Consider the following 13,823-nt stretch of genomic DNA (forward strand, 5'->3'; position numbering starts at 1 on the left):
GCGCGTGTGGGGTTGCGGGTGACGTCGGGGCAGCGGCGGCGGTGTTTCGGCCTGTTGCGTTCGGCTGGTGACGTGTGGGCGTGTGTGTTGGAGGTCGACGGGTGGCGGCGTCGCCGCCGTGACGCGCCGCTGGTGGGTTATCAGGAGTTGTGTCGGGAGCTGTCGGTGTCGGGGCCGGGCACGTTCGGGGAGTTGGATTCGACGGGTGCCCGGTCGGTGTTGCGCCGGTTCTCCGACGCGTGGTTCGCGGCGGCGAAACGCCGCAAGGCGGGTGACGTGTCGGCGGGGTTCCCGCGCCGGCGGCGGGGGTTGATGCCGGTGCGCTGGTATCACCGCACGTTCACCCTCGACGGTGCTCGGGTGCGGATCCCGACCGCGAGAGGCACCGCGCCGTTGTGGGTGCGGCTGGCGCGCACTCTTCCCTACCCGGTCGAGCAGGTCCGGTCGGTCACGCTGTTGTGTGAGGGCGGCCGGCTGTTCCTCGATATCACTGCTGAAGTGCCGGTGGCGACGTATCGGGCCGGTGAGGGACCGGACCCGGCCAGGGTGGCCGGGGTGGATCTGGGGATCATCCACCCGTACGCGGTGGCGGGTCCGGACGGTGCGGGGTTGTTGGTGTCGGGGCGGGCGATCCGCGCGGAACACCGCATGCACCTCGCGGACACCAAAGCTCGGCGCCGTGCCGTCGCGCGGCGGGCGCCGAAACCGGGGCAGAAGGGGTCACGGCGGTGGCGTCAGTACCGGCGTCGGACGCGGCTAATCGAGGCCGGCACCGGCGGCGGGTGCGTCAGGCCCAACACGAGGCCGCCCGCCAGGTCGTGTCCTGGGCGGTACGCCACCGGGTGGGTGTGCTGCACGTGGGTGACCCGCGCGGCGTGCTCGACCTACCGGCCGGGCGGCGGCACAACCTGCGGCTGCGGCAGTGGCAGATCGGCCGGCTCCTACAGGTCCTCACCGACAAAGCTGTCCTGGCCGGCATCACCGTCCACCTCGTCGACGAGCGTGGCAGCTCCTCGACCTGCCCGGCCTGCCGGCGGCGGGTACCGAAACCCCGCGGCCGGACCCTGTCCTGCCCACACTGCACGTTTTCCGGGCACCGCGACCTCGTCGCGGCCGCCACCATCGCCACCCGCACCCCGGGCGGCGGAACCACCACCCCCACACCCGCTCGGGTGCCCGGGGTGGTCACGCACCGTCGAGCCGGCCGACACCTCCCCGGTGCCGGTCGGTCCCGACGTGACCCCCGCCGCCCAAGCAGGGCGACGCGAGGATCAGTTGGCCCGCGGAGGCCCGCCCCACCACCTTCAGGTGGGGAGTCGCTCGCCCCAAAGGCGAGGATCCACAACACCCACCGCACACCCGGTGAACGTTAGTGGACACCGCACTAGGACCCTCGCCGCCGGTGGCCGCATACGTCGGGGAGCGTACGGATGTACCCGGCCTGGCGTACCGCGAAGGCCGCTCCACGTCGGATGGCACGCCGCCCGCGCGCTGACACCATGACTGGCCGATGGACGCGTGTACCGGCTCGCCCGGCCGTGTCCGGCCATAAGGGAGGGCGGAATGGGACCGAATCGGATCAGCGAGGCGGACGGCGCCGCACCGCCGCGGGCGGCGGATGCCCCGGGTCGGCGCTGGGGCTGGGGCTGGTGGGGCATCGTCTTCGTGGTCGCCTTCGTCGCCAGCATCGTCGCCGGCAGCGCCCTGAAGGTGGGAGCGAGCCTCTACCTGCCCGACGCCTCGGTCGCGCAGCTGCGTGACTTCTACGCCACGAGCGCCGTGGCGGTGCTGGTCCAGTCGGCGTTGCAGATCCTGGCGGCGGCCGCGCTGTACCGGTTCGGGTGGCCGCTGCGCGCCGCCCTGCGGGCGGAAGGAACCCGTGCCGGTGCAGTGCTGGGTTGGGGGACCGCGATCACGGCGGGGTCGCTGCTCGCCTCGGTGGTGTGCGGGCTGGTTCTGCTGCTGGTCGCGGCGCGGGCCGGCGACATGACCGTCTCCGGTCTCGGCCGGGCCGCGCTGGTGCTCGGCGGTGCGGCGCACCTGCTCGGCGCCGGCCTCCTGATCACCGCGGCCTCGGCGGTCGCGCGGCGTTCCCACCAGCGGCCGCGCTGGGTGTTCGCCTATGGAAGGGTGGTGGGACCGCTGGTGGCGGCCTCCGCCCTCTCGATCCTGGTGCCGCCGCTCGTCCGGCCTGAGCCGGCGTTCCGGCTCCTCGCGGCCGTCTGGCTCGTCGGCGTGGGCATCGGCGTCCTGCGGAGGGCCTTCGACGAAGTGGGGCAGGACGTGCCGGCGTAGCGCCTAGGCTGGCGGGAGGAGGTGGGAGCGGTGGCTGCTGGCGGTCCGGACCGGTCGACGGCGAGGCGGAAGCGCCTGCTCCTGGCCGGCCTGCTGGCCGTGGTGGGGCTGATCCTGCTGCTGCTGGGCCTCACCGTCGCCAACGGCGCCGTCGCGGGCGTCGAGGTCGTGCTGGCCCTGCTGCTCCTGATCGGCAGCTACGCGATCCAGTACGCGGCCCGCCGCGACACCCTCTACCGCGAGGGGCGGCGGCGGTGAGCGGGTCGGACCCGGAACCCCGCTAGGCTGGCCGGCGTGGATCAGGAAGACCGGATTGCGCTGTTCCTCGACTACGAGAACCTGGCGCTGGGTGTACGCGACCATCATGGCGGCCGGGCGTTCGACTTCCGCCCGATCGCCGACGCTCTCGCCGAGCGCGGCCGGGTGGTGGTGCGCCGCGCCTACGCGGACTGGTCGTACTTCGACGAGGACCGGCGGATGCTCACCCGGTCGCACGTCGAGCTCATCGAGATACCGCAGCGGATGGGCGCCTCCCGGAAGAACGCGGCGGACATCAAGATGGCCGTCGACGCCGTCGAGCTGGCCTTCGAGCGGGGCTACATCTCCACGTTCGTGATCTGCACGGGGGACAGCGACTTCACGCCGCTGGTGCACAAGCTCCGCGAGCTCAACAAGCGGGTGATCGGCGTCGGTGTGGAGAACTCCACCTCGGCGCTGCTCCCGCCGGCCTGCGACGAGTTCCTCTTCTACGACCGCCTCGAAGGGGTCGACGTGCCGCCCGCGGCCGGCCGCCGGGGTCGGGCGGCCCGCACGGTCGAGCCCGGGACGCCGCCGCCGGCAGAGCCGCGGGCCGAGGTGCCGGCCGAGGTCGCGCCGGCCGGGGAGGAGCCCGCGCGGGACGTCGACACGCTCGCCGTCCTGGTGGCCCAGACCGTGGCCGGCATGCAGGGCAGCTCCAGCGGCGAGGTGACCGCCTCCGGCCTGAAGCGCACCCTGCTTCGCAAGGACCCGACGTTCAGCGAGTCCGACTACGGCTTCCGCACCTTCGGGGAGCTGCTGCGTCATCTGGCGGGGCACAACGTCATCGAGCTGGCCGCGGGACCCGCCAAGGGCGACCCGGAGGTGTCGCTGCCCGAGCGGGGCGACCGGGAGGTGGCCTTCGCGCTGCTGCGGTCCGTGGTGGTGGACCTGGCCGGTGAGGGCGGCGCGGTGGCGTTGTCCGGGCTGAAGGACCAGCTCCGCCGGGCGCGGCCCGACTTCAGCGAGAAGAAGCTCGGCTACCGCAGCTTCCTCCAGTTCTGCAAGGCGGCCGCCACGAGCGGCGCCGTGGCGCTGCGGTGGAGCCCGGAGGCCGAGGACTACCTGCTCACCCCGCACACCCCCTGACGAGCCGGGTCGCCCCGTTCAGGTCCGGCGGCACAGCAGCGGGTCCAGCACCGGCAGCCGGAGCGGATCCAGGCAGATGCCCGCCAGGGCGGGTTCGCTCGGGGACGGCGAGCCGGTCGGGGTCGCGGTGGGGCTCGCGGTCGGGGCGACGGCCGGGGGCGGGCTCCCGGTCGGGCTGACCACCGGCGGAGGGGCCGACGGCGCGGGCGCCGGGGGCGTCGTGGCGCGGGACGGCGCCGGCAGCGCGATCGGCTCCGTGCCGACCCGGACCGAGGGCCCGGCGACCGCCGGCCGCCGGCCGCCGTCGGCCGGCCGGGGGAGTCGGGCGGGCTCGCCGGCGGGCGACCGGGTCGGGCCGGGCTGGTCGGGCGTGCGGAGGACCGGGTCCGGTGCCAGGTCGTCGGGGACCGCGGCGGGACCCTTCGTGGTCGCACCCGCCGGGTGTACGGGCCCGGCCGTCGCCGGCCAGGTGCCCGCGGCCGCCACCCCGAGGAGCACCGCGACCGCCACGGCTCCGGCCGCGACCAGGCGTTCCGGACGTCGCCGTTCCGTCGGGGCGTCCGCGACACCGAGCGGTCGCGGCGGCCGCGGCCGGGCGGCGCGGTGCGCGGCCAGCAGCGCGTCGAGCTGGGTGCCGACCGCGTCGCGGGTCCCGGTGGCGGTGGCGTACGCGAGGGTGAGGTAGAAGCGGAAGTTCGCCGCGCCGGTGACCGGCACCCGTAGCCCGGCCGGGCGCCGGCCGTCACCGGGGTGCAGCAGGGTGACCGGCAGGTCGGGGTGGTGCCCGAGGCCGAGCAGGTCACCGTGGGCCCACTCGCGCCGGCCGGCCGGCCCGGCGAAGGCGACCCGCCGGTCGGTCACCACGGCGGCGCCGGTGTCGACCACCCGCATGCCCGCCGGGAGCGCGCCGTCGGCCGGATCGAGCAGGTCAGCGGTCAGCGCCGGGTCCGGCGCGGGGAGCCCGGGCACGTGCCGGGCCGCCGCCTCGACCAGCTCGACGACCGGCACGATCCGGTAGACCACCTCGCCGTCGTCGAGCTCGACCGGCAGCTCGGTGCCGGGGAGGGTGCACCCGTGGAACCCGGTCGCCTCGATCCGGAGCCGCTCCAGGTGCTCGGTGCGTCGGCGCCACGTCCGGGCCGCCGCCTCGTACGCGCGCCGCCGGCGTTCGTTCTGGCGCCGCGCCCATGCAATCTGCCGTCCCAGCTCCGGGTGACGCCCGGCCGGGGTGGACCGTCTCGTCGTCACACCCGGTACAACGGCCTCCACGCAGGGTGGACACGTGAGGGCGGCTATCGTCCGCTTTGGTGGCGGTACGTCCATGCGAGAATCGGCGCATGCCGCAGATCGTCCAGTTGCTGGCCTCGCCGGTGCACCGCTACGTGGGACGACCGGCCGACGGCCCGGCCCCGGCGCCGCCGGGCGAACTGGTGGAGGAGGTCCGGATCCGGGCCGGCCTGGGCATCGTCGGCGACCGCTACTTCGGCCGGCCGGCGCACCGGGAGGCGAGCGTGACCTTGATCGCGCAGGAGTCGCTGCCCGCCGGCGCCGACCTCACCCAGGTCCGGCGCAACGTGCTGACCCACGGCATCGCCGTGGACGAGCTGGTCGGCCTGGTGCTCACCCTGGATTCCGGCGCCGGGCCGGTCCGCCTGCGGATCCACCGGGCCGCCCCGCCCTGCGCCTGGCTGGACGTCACCGTCGCGCCGGGCACCTGGAAGGCGCTGCGCGGCCGGGGCGGCGTCCGCTGCGCCCCGCTCACCGACGGCGTCCTGCGGGTCGGGCCGGTCGAGGTGAGCGTCGACTCCTGAGGCGGTCCGGGAACTTTCCGGCCCCGCCGGCCGACCAACGTGCGACCGTCCGGTCGGCGGCGGGGTGACGAGGGGGACGGCGGGATGAACCGAGCGAGGCCGGCGCCCGTACCGTCGATCATGACGGTGGTGGACTGGCGGGCCGGTCGCGGATGAGCCCCGAGGCCGACGACGAGCAGGTGACCCGGTGGGCGCACCGGGCCGGCCGGGGCGACCAGCAGGCCGCCGCCGCGTTCGTCCGGGCCCTCCAGGGCCCGGTGTGGCGGTTCCTCGCGCACCTGGCCGGCCCCGCCGAGGCCGACGACCTGACCCAGGAGACGTTCCTGCGCGCGCTGCGCGGCCTGCCCGGTTTCGCCGGCCGGTCGGCGGCCCGTACCTGGGTGTTCACGATCGCCCGCCGGGTCGCCGTGGACCACGTGCGGGCCGCGACGGCGCGCCCCCGGGTGGCCGCGCTGCCCGACTGGCAGGCCGCCGCCGAGGCGGCCGGGGCGGTCACCCCGGGCGGGGACGAGGCCGTGACCCTGCGCGGGCTGATCGCCGGGCTCGCCCCGGAGCGGCGGGAGGCGTTCGTCGCCACCCAGGTGCTCGGCCTCTCCTACGCCGAGGCCGCGGAGGTGTGCGGCTGCCCGGTCGGCACCATCCGGTCCCGGGTCGCCCGGGCCCGCGAGGACCTGGTCGCGGCCTGGCAGGGCGACGCCCGGCCGGCCCGGGGCAGCCGGGTGGTCTGACCGCGGTCCGGCCGGTCAGGCGGCCCGCCGGTCGCGGGCCTGCGCGGCGTACGGCGTGGGCGGCACCACCCGCAGCCGGGCGGGCTCGGCCGGCTCCTCGGTGCGCAGCGACCAGCGCGACCCGGACGACCGCTGCCGGGGCGGCGTGCCGCCCGGACGCCACCGGGGCCGGGCGAGCAGCACCATGACCAGCCAGCCGACCAGCAGGAAGGCGTGGCTGACCAGCCGCTGCACCGCCACCTGCCCGGTGATCAGGTCGTTCACCGACAGCAGCAGGAGGGTGGCGACGAAGGCGCTGAGCATCGGCAGCAGCCCCGCCGGGGCGGAGCGCCGCAGCGCCACGTAGAGGAAGCCGGCGCCCACGGCCACGTTCCAGGCGGCCGACTCGTGCCACAGGTGCTGGCCGGAGGCGTGCGCGTGGTCGATCACGGCCTCCCGGCCGACCTGGGCCAGGCCGAGCACGAGCTGCACGGCGCCGAGCAGCCCGAGCACCCCGCGCAGCCCGAGCGCCGCGCGCTCCCACCGCCCGGGCCGGGCCGGCGGCGCCGCGGCGAGCACCGCGTCGACCAGGTCGGGCACCGGCGGGGCGACCTGGGTCCGGGCCCGCCGGGTCACCGCGACGGCCGACTCGAACCAGCCCCGGCAGCCGGCGCAGCCCGCCAGGTGCGCCTCGGCCGCCGCGCTCTCCGACCGGGTCGCCTCGCCGTCCAGTTCCGCCGACAGGATCTCCCGCCACTGCTCACACGCCATGTACAGGTAGTCGTCCGCACCGGCCGCCTGGTTCCCGGGCCCGGGCTGACCCGTCGCTCGGAGCACGAAGTACGCGGCGGACAGCCGGAGCCGTTCACGAGACGGCCCCCTTCTCGGAGCCCTGGGAATCCAGGAAGAGTCCGAGGGCCTCGACGACGAGGCGGTGGTCGTCGAGTTGGGGCAGGCCGGAGACGGTGACGGTGCCGACCGGGCCGGTGCCCCTGAGGATGATCGGGAAGCAGCCGCCGTGCGCGGCGTACCGGGCCGCGTCGAGGTGGGATTGTTCCTCGAAGGTGGTGCCCCGGTCGCGGTAGGTCTGGCCCACGAGGTAGGAGCTGTGTCCGAACCGGCGGACGACGCGGATCTTGCGTTCGATCCAGTCGTCGTTGTCGGCGGAGGTGCCGGGCAGTGCGTAGTGGAAGAGTTGGTGGTCGCCGAGGCGAATGTCGACGGTGACAGCGTGGCCGCGCTCTCTGGCCAGCCCGACCAGGCGAGTTCCCAGGGCCCAGGCGTCGTCATGGTCAAAGCGGTCGAACTGGAGGCGTTCTTCCTGCTCCCGAAGCTCCGTCATCACGGCGTACCGTTCCCTTCCTCGATCGTCAGAACGATCTAAGCAGAGGAAGAACCGGCGAGCGGAACCTTCATCGCCTGGTGACGGTGTCACGGGCAACGTCTTCGCCAACCCACGCCACGTGCGGTCACGGCAGGGATTTGCCGTCGGGGAGTCCCGGCTGGCCGTTTTACGGCAAATCTCCCCGGTCCGGCGCCGGTCGCGGGCAAGATGAGCTGGATTCGCCAGCGATACGGTGAGCGGGGGTCGGCCGTGAACGACGGATTGGTGACCAGGCGGAGCGCCCACGACGTGGGAGAGACAATCTCTGCGCTGCGGGCTGAGGCGGAACGCGTGGGGGCTGCGGTGGCGGCGGTGGTCGACCATGCGGCGGCCGTGCGCAAGGCCGGGCTCGCCCGACGGTACGGACTGGGCGAGGATCAGCGCGCACCGCTGAACGCCCCGACCAAGATCGCCTCCGCGGTCGACGGCCGCTGAGCACGGCCGAATATTCAGCGGCGCACTCTCCTGCCGCCGACAACGGGCGGACCCCGACGACCCGGCCAGCGGGGCGCGGGTCAGGCGCTGCCCCCAAGCGGGTGGGGGCACTATCGTTCTGACGTGCACATCCGTTTCGACGTCCCAGCCGATCCGGCCTACCCAGGCCGCGTGGCCGCTGCGCTCAGCAGTGTTCGACTGCGCAAGTACGGTTATATCGGCGGGGTGCTGGCGGCGGTAGGGGCAATCGGTTTCGCCCTCTCGCAGGCGTTCGCCCGGGGGGACCGGCTCTCACCGCTGTGCTTGGCGCTGGTCCTGGGTGGCGTGCTGTCCATGCTGTACTCACCGTGGGTGCGGTGGCGCGCCCGGCGCCGCTCCAGTCGCTACGCTGTCGAGGGCGCCTACGACATCACCGACGACAACATCATGATGCGCAGCGGCTCGGAGTCCGGCGGCATCGCCTGGGACGGGGTCGCTCAGGTCAGGGACACCCCTGAGTTCTGGATCGTGTACGTCGGCCGGATGCCGGCCACCGTGATCCCCCGCCGCTTGATGTCCACAGACGACGCTGAGACGCTGCGAGCCTGGATGGCAGAACGCGGGCTGCTCCAGCCTCGGTGAACTCATCACCGCCGGGCACTAGATTCACTCCATGTACTCGACGCAGGTATCCCAACTCGTCAAGGCGCCGCGCTCAGCCGTCTATCGGGCACTGCTGGACCCGGCCGCGGTCGCCAGGTGGCGAGTGCCGACCGGGATGAGCGGCCACGTGCACGAGTTCGACGCGCGCGAGGGCGGGTCGTTGCGCGTCTCGCTCACCTACGAGGCGCCGGACAATACCGGCAAGTCGACGGCACACACGGACAGCTACCACGGCCACTTCGTCAAGATCGTGCCCGACCGGCAGGTGGTCGAGGTCGTCGAGTTCGAGACCGACGATCCGGCGCTCGGCGGCGCGATGACCATGACCACGACGCTCACCGACGTGGACGGCGGCACCGAAGTCGTCGTCGTCCATGAAGGCATCCCGGACGCGGTCCCGGCCGAGGACAACGAGATGGGTACGCGCATGGCCCTGGCGAACCTCGCCAGACTCGTCGAACTGGGCTAGCGCGGCCCGGTCACACCGATGGTCGGTCGTCGCCCAGGCCGTGTGCCATCGTTGGCCTCCGGTCCCCGGCACCGTGGCGGTGCCCGGGGGAGGGAGGGAACGGCCATGGGGGAGGGCTCGTCGGGGCCGCTGAGCGGCATCCTCGTGGCGGACTTCTCCCGGATCCTGGCCGGGCCGTACGCGACCATGCTCCTCGCCGACCTGGGCGCCGACGTGGTCAAGGTGGAGGCGCCGGGCGGCGACGACACCCGGACCTGGCAGCCCCCGGTGCGCGACGGGGCCTCGACCTACTACCTCGGCGTCAACCGCAACAAGCGGTCGCTGGTGCTCGACCTCGCCGATCCCGACGACGCGGTGCTGGCCCGCCGCCTCGCCGCCCGGGCCGACGTCATGATCCAGAACTTCCGGCCGGGCGCGCTGCGCCGCTTCGGCCTCGACCACGACACCGTGACGGCCGCCAACCCGCGCCTGGTGTACGCCTCGATCAGCGGGTTCGGCGCGGCCGGCGGCGCGGACCTGCCCGGCTACGACCTCATGGTGCAGGCGGCGTCCGGGCTCATGAGCCTGACCGGGGCGGCGGACGGCCCGCCGTACAAGGCCGGGGTGGCGGTCTTCGACGTGATCGCCGGGCTGCACGCGGCGGTCGGGATCCTGGCCGCGCTGCACCACCGGGCGGCCACCGGCGCCGGGCAGCACGTCGAGGTGGACCTGCTCTCGTCGGCCCTGTCCGGGCTGGTCAACCACGCCAGCGCGCACGTCGCCGCCGGCGTGGTGCCGCACCGGATGGGCAACGCCCACCCGAGCATCGTGCCGTACGAGCCGCTGCCCACGGCCGACGGCGAACTCGTGGTGATCGCCGCCAACGACGGCCAGTTCCGCACGCTGTGTCAGGTGCTCGGCCTGCCCGGGCTGCCCGACGACCCCCGGTTCCGGCGCAACCAGGACCGGACCGCGCACCGCGAGGCGCTGCGGCCGATGCTGGTGGCCGCCCTGGCCCGGAAGACCAGTGCCGAGTGGTTCCGCGAGCTGCGCGCGGCGGGCGTGCCGTGCAGCCCGATCAACACGGTGGCCGACGGGGTGGCCCTGGCCGCCGGGCTCGGGCTCGACCCGGTCGTCACGGCCGGCGGCGTGCCGGGGGTGCGCCACCCGATCGGGCTGTCGGCCGCCCCACCCCGCTACGACCTGCCGCCGCCCGGGTTGGACGAGCACGGCGCGGAGCTGCGCGCCTGGCTGGCCGGGTGAGGGGTCAGCGTCCCGCGGCGGCCAGCAGGTCGTCGACCAGCCCGGTGGCGGTCTGCGCCGCGGCCGCGGCGTCCGGGCGGCCGGCGCTGCCGTAGAGGCCCTCCACGACCAGCCAGATCCGGTCGGCGAGCCGGCCCGGGTCGGCCACGTCCAGCCGGGCCACCAGGGCGTCGATCTCGGCGCGGGTGTCGCGCAGGTAGTCCCGGGCCACCCGGCCGGGCTCCCCGGCGTCGCCGGGAAACTCCGCGAGGAAGAGGCGGAACGCGCAGCCGCGGAAGTCGACGGCGGTGGCGGTGGCGGCGATCTCCGCGACCAGCGCCCGCAGCCGCGTCGCCGGGTCGTCGGGCAGCCGCTCGGCCGCCGCGGCGCCGGCCCGCTCGCGCTCGCGCCGGCACGCCCGCAGATAGGCGGCCACCAGGTCGTCCTTGCTCGGGAAGTGCGTGTAGAGCAGGTTCTTGCCGCAGCCGGCGGCGTCGATGACCTGGTTCATCCCGACGGCCCGGACGCCGTGGCGGTAGAACAGCTCGCCGGCCGTGCGCAGGATCCGCTCCCGGCTGCCCGGCGCCGCGGTGCGGGCCATCGGTCCTCCTTCGCTCGTCTGTGGCGAGGATAACGGACCGATCGGTCCGACGACGATTGACCGGTTGCCGACCGGAGGCGCAGTATCGGACCACTCAGTCCCGGACCGATCGGTCCGACAATGTTCCCAGGAGGCAGCGATGCGCGACGCGGTCATCGTCGAGGCGGTACGGACCCCGGTGGGTCGGGCGAAGCGGGGCGGGGCGTACCTCGACGTGCACCCGGTGGACCTGCACGCGCACGCGCTGCGCAGCCTGGTCGCCCGGGTGCCGGGGCTGGACCCGGTCGAGATCGACGACGTCATCGGCGGCGCCGTCGCCCAGGTCGGCGAGCAGAGCACCAACACCACCCGGCTCGCCGCGCTCGCCGCCGGCTTCCCCGAGTCGGTGCCCGGCGTGACCGTGGACCGGCAGTGCGGCAGCAGCCAACAGGCCCTCAACTTCGCCGCCCAGGGCCTGGTCGCCGGGGCGTACGACATCGTGGTCGCCTCCGGCGTCGAGTCGATGAGCCGGGTGCCGATCGGCAGCGCCGCCGTGGTCGACGGCGTCCGCACCGACTTCGCGGGGCCCACCGTCGCCGCGCGCTACCCGGGCGGGCTCGTCCCGCAGGGCGTCGCCGCCGAGCTGATCGCCCGCAAGTGGGGTCTGTCCCGCACCCGACTCGACGAGTACGCCGCCACCAGCCACCACCGGGCCGCCGAGGCGTGGCGGCAGGGGCGGTTCGCCGGCCAGGTCACCCCGCTGCCCGGCGTCGACCTCGCCATGGACGAGACCATCCGGCCCGGGACCACGGTGGCCCGCCTCGCCGACCTGCCGCCGGCGTTCGCCTCCGACGCCTGGACCGCCCGCTTCGGCGAGCTGGACTGGAAGGTCACCGCCGGCAACTCCAGCCCGCTCAACGACGGCGCGGCGGCGCTGCTGCTCACCACCGGCGAGACCGCCCGCCGCCGGGGCTGGCGGCCCCGGGCCCGGATCCACACGGCCACCGTGGTCGGCGACGACCCGATCATGATGCTCACCGGCATCATCCCGGCCACCGCCAAGGTGCTCGCCCGGGCCGGCCTCGCCATCGGCGACATCGACGCGTTCGAGGTCAACGAGGCGTTCTCGTCGGTCGTGCTGGCCTGGCTGGCCGAGACCGGCGCGGACCCGGCGAAGGTGAACGTCGACGGCGGCGCCATCGCCATCGGCCACCGGCTCGGGGCCAGCGGCGCCCGGCTCGCCACCACCCTGCTGCACGTCCTCGAACGCACCGGCGGGCGCTACGGCCTGCAGACCATGTGCGAGGCCGGCGGCACCGCCAACGCCACGATCATCGAACGCCTCGACGGCTGAGCGGCCGGGCGCGGTCGGCGCCCATTTGACGATCTATCCGCCCTAGAGGGCGGATATTCCCTCCACGCTGCGCGCGGAACGCGCGGCCTCTGGGCGGATTCCTGCTTCACGGCGCTGCGCCGGCACGCGTGCCGGTCTTACCTGCGCTCCACAGGCGTTTAGGCTCTCGGCGCGTCCCGCCGCGAGGATGTTCTTGGCCGCGTTGACATCCCGGTCGTGGACTGCACCGCACGGGCAGGTCCACGACCGGACCTTCAACGGCTTGGGTCCGTCCAGCCGGCCGCATGCCCAGCAGGTCTGCGAGGTAGGCGTAAATCGGTCGATCTTGGCGAAGGCCCGTCCGGCGCGGACGGCCTTGTACTCCAGCATGCCAACGAACTGCGACCAGCCGGCGTCGTGCACCGACTTCGCCAGTCGGGTCCGGCCGAGGCCCACGACGCACAGGTCCTCGACGTACACCGCTTGGTTGTCGCGGATGATCGTCGTGGAGAGCTTGTGCTGCCAGTCCCGCCGGGAATCGGCCACGCGCGCATGCGCGCGGGCCACCTTCACGACGGCCTTGGTGCGATTCGCGCTGCCCCGTTGCTTGCGGGACAGGTTCTGCTGCAATCGGCGCAGCTTGCGCGCCGCGCGGCGCAGGAACTTCGGCGCCGCGACCTTCGTGCCGTTGGACAAGACCGCGAAGTGGGTCAGCCCCAGGTCGATACCCACCTCGGTGCCAGCCGGGGGTAGCGGCTGGTCGGGGGCGGCCACCACGAACGAGGCAAAGTACCGCCCGGCGGCATCCTTGATGATCGTGACCGAGGTGGGCTCTGCCGGCAGCGACCGCGACCACCGCACCACCAGGTCGCCAATTCTCGGCAACCGCAGCCGATCGTTGTCCAGCACCTTGAATCGGGCGTTGGCGGTGAACCGGATGGCCTGCCGGTTGTCCTTGCGTGAACGAAACCGGGGCGGAGCGACCTTACGACCCTTGCGCTTGCCGGCGATCGAGGCGAAGAAGTTGCTGTACGCGGCGTTCAGATCCGCGAGGGCTTGCTGGAGCACGACCGCCGACACCTCACCCAACCACGCCCTCTCTGGGCAGCGCTTGACCTCGGTGATCAATCGCTTGGACAGTTCGCCGTCGGAGACGTACGGCAGCCCGGCCCCCCGGGCTTCCTCCCGTACGCGCAGCCCGTCGTTGAACACCACACGCGCACCCGAACGCCCGAGCCAGCGCCTCCTGCTGGGCGGGCGTCGGGTAGACGCGATAGTTGTAACGCAGCCGCACAGTGGACAGCTTGCCATCGACCTATGACACGGATTGCGGGCCTTCGGAGCGGCAGGCACGGAGCTAGTCCTGCACGCCCATTTGGTATTCGTGACCAAGTTTCGGCAGCGCGCCCGAGAATCGCGGAGAAGGTAGCGCCCCTTCAGGTTGCCGAGGCCGGTGTTGAAGACGGGCTCGCACGGTGGCGAGCTTCCCGGTCCGGGTGCCGGAGGTGACGAAGGCCCGCCACTGGTCGTCGCTCATCCGCTGCACCATGCGCCCGTTTT

The 13,823-nt window shown here is 73.9% G+C and carries 16 protein-coding genes and 1 pseudogene; 11 read left to right on the plus strand and 6 right to left on the minus strand.

Annotated elements, in window-relative coordinates; translation table 11 throughout:
• The first annotated feature begins 875 nt into the window (after nucleotides 1-875).
• From ABZS80_RS22335 to ABZS80_RS22350, 4 genes are all read left to right on the plus strand, one after another.
• Nucleotides 876-1,373, plus strand: a complete 498-nt coding sequence (locus tag ABZS80_RS22335) for a transposase (RefSeq protein WP_355058859.1) — start codon at nucleotides 876-878, stop codon at nucleotides 1,371-1,373.
• Between the two features lie 190 nt (nucleotides 1,374-1,563).
• Nucleotides 1,564-2,295: a hypothetical protein gene (locus ABZS80_RS22340; protein WP_355058607.1), complete on the plus strand. Its 732-nt coding sequence runs from the start codon at nucleotides 1,564-1,566 to the stop codon at nucleotides 2,293-2,295.
• A 30-nt stretch (nucleotides 2,296-2,325) separates the two neighbouring features.
• On the plus strand, nucleotides 2,326-2,553 hold the full coding sequence (locus tag ABZS80_RS22345) for a hypothetical protein (protein ID WP_355058609.1): 228 nt from the start codon (nucleotides 2,326-2,328) through the stop codon (nucleotides 2,551-2,553).
• A gap of 36 nt (nucleotides 2,554-2,589) precedes the next feature.
• The gene (locus tag ABZS80_RS22350; RefSeq protein WP_355058611.1) at nucleotides 2,590-3,681 is read left to right on the plus strand and encodes a PIN domain-containing protein; all 1,092 of its coding nucleotides are present in this window, start codon (nucleotides 2,590-2,592) and stop codon (nucleotides 3,679-3,681) included.
• An 18-nt stretch (nucleotides 3,682-3,699) separates the two neighbouring features.
• Here the strand turns inward: ABZS80_RS22350 and ABZS80_RS22355 are convergent, their stop codons facing one another.
• Nucleotides 3,700-4,929, minus strand: a complete 1,230-nt coding sequence (locus tag ABZS80_RS22355) for a hypothetical protein (RefSeq protein WP_355058613.1) — start codon at nucleotides 4,927-4,929, stop codon at nucleotides 3,700-3,702.
• Nucleotides 4,930-5,018: 89 nt separating this feature from the next.
• Here ABZS80_RS22355 and ABZS80_RS22360 point away from each other — a divergent pair, with 89 nt between their 5' ends.
• Together ABZS80_RS22360 and ABZS80_RS22365 are read left to right on the plus strand one after the other, a co-directional pair.
• Nucleotides 5,019-5,492: a molybdenum cofactor biosysynthesis protein gene (locus ABZS80_RS22360; protein WP_151465054.1), complete on the plus strand. Its 474-nt coding sequence runs from the start codon at nucleotides 5,019-5,021 to the stop codon at nucleotides 5,490-5,492.
• Between the two features lie 152 nt (nucleotides 5,493-5,644).
• The gene (locus ABZS80_RS22365) at nucleotides 5,645-6,220 is read left to right on the plus strand and encodes a sigma-70 family RNA polymerase sigma factor (RefSeq protein ID WP_355058615.1); all 576 of its coding nucleotides are present in this window, start codon (nucleotides 5,645-5,647) and stop codon (nucleotides 6,218-6,220) included.
• Nucleotides 6,221-6,235: 15 nt separating this feature from the next.
• Here ABZS80_RS22365 and ABZS80_RS22370 read toward each other — a convergent pair whose 3' ends face one another.
• Together ABZS80_RS22370 and ABZS80_RS22375 are read right to left on the minus strand one after the other, a co-directional pair.
• Nucleotides 6,236-6,970 (minus strand): zf-HC2 domain-containing protein, encoded by a 735-nt coding sequence (locus tag ABZS80_RS22370; protein WP_355058616.1) that lies wholly within the window; start codon nucleotides 6,968-6,970, stop codon nucleotides 6,236-6,238.
• Nucleotides 6,971-7,064: 94 nt separating this feature from the next.
• Entirely contained in the window at nucleotides 7,065-7,541 is a 477-nt protein-coding gene (locus ABZS80_RS22375; protein WP_355058618.1) for a heme-degrading domain-containing protein, read from the minus strand.
• A gap of 333 nt (nucleotides 7,542-7,874) precedes the next feature.
• Between ABZS80_RS22375 and ABZS80_RS22380 the strand changes: the two genes are divergently transcribed.
• The 4 genes from ABZS80_RS22380 (at nucleotide 7,875) to ABZS80_RS22395 (ending at nucleotide 10,371) form a co-directional block, all read left to right on the plus strand.
• Nucleotides 7,875-8,018: a hypothetical protein gene (locus ABZS80_RS22380; RefSeq protein ID WP_355058620.1), complete on the plus strand. Its 144-nt coding sequence runs from the start codon at nucleotides 7,875-7,877 to the stop codon at nucleotides 8,016-8,018.
• 123 nt (nucleotides 8,019-8,141) lie between these two features.
• Nucleotides 8,142-8,639: a YcxB family protein gene (locus ABZS80_RS22385; RefSeq protein ID WP_355058622.1), complete on the plus strand. Its 498-nt coding sequence runs from the start codon at nucleotides 8,142-8,144 to the stop codon at nucleotides 8,637-8,639.
• Nucleotides 8,640-8,670: 31 nt separating this feature from the next.
• Nucleotides 8,671-9,129, plus strand: coding sequence for an SRPBCC family protein (locus ABZS80_RS22390; RefSeq protein WP_355058624.1), 459 nt, complete (start codon nucleotides 8,671-8,673; stop codon nucleotides 9,127-9,129).
• A 105-nt stretch (nucleotides 9,130-9,234) separates the two neighbouring features.
• A complete protein-coding gene (locus tag ABZS80_RS22395) occupies nucleotides 9,235-10,371 on the plus strand; it encodes a CoA transferase (RefSeq protein WP_355058626.1) in 1,137 nt (378 codons plus the stop codon).
• Between the two features lie 4 nt (nucleotides 10,372-10,375).
• Here the strand turns inward: ABZS80_RS22395 and ABZS80_RS22400 are convergent, their stop codons facing one another.
• Nucleotides 10,376-10,951: a TetR/AcrR family transcriptional regulator gene (locus ABZS80_RS22400; protein WP_355058628.1), complete on the minus strand. Its 576-nt coding sequence runs from the start codon at nucleotides 10,949-10,951 to the stop codon at nucleotides 10,376-10,378.
• Nucleotides 10,952-11,090: 139 nt separating this feature from the next.
• Here ABZS80_RS22400 and ABZS80_RS22405 point away from each other — a divergent pair, with 139 nt between their 5' ends.
• Complete coding sequence (locus tag ABZS80_RS22405) at nucleotides 11,091-12,284, plus strand: acetyl-CoA C-acyltransferase (RefSeq protein ID WP_355058629.1); 1,194 nt, start codon at nucleotides 11,091-11,093, stop codon at nucleotides 12,282-12,284.
• Nucleotides 12,285-12,326: 42 nt separating this feature from the next.
• Here the strand turns inward: ABZS80_RS22405 and ABZS80_RS22410 are convergent, their stop codons facing one another.
• Together ABZS80_RS22410 and ABZS80_RS22415 are read right to left on the minus strand one after the other, a co-directional pair.
• The gene (locus tag ABZS80_RS22410; protein WP_355058631.1) at nucleotides 12,327-13,478 is read right to left on the minus strand and encodes a transposase; all 1,152 of its coding nucleotides are present in this window, start codon (nucleotides 13,476-13,478) and stop codon (nucleotides 12,327-12,329) included.
• A gap of 10 nt (nucleotides 13,479-13,488) precedes the next feature.
• Nucleotides 13,489-13,557 (minus strand): annotated as a pseudogene (locus tag ABZS80_RS22415) (helix-turn-helix domain-containing protein); the annotation flags it as partial.
• Nucleotides 13,558-13,823 lie beyond the last annotated feature (266 nt).

The organism is Micromonospora sp. NPDC005305, from assembly GCF_040607315.1.
Classification (GTDB): Bacteria; Actinomycetota; Actinomycetes; order Mycobacteriales; family Micromonosporaceae; genus Micromonospora.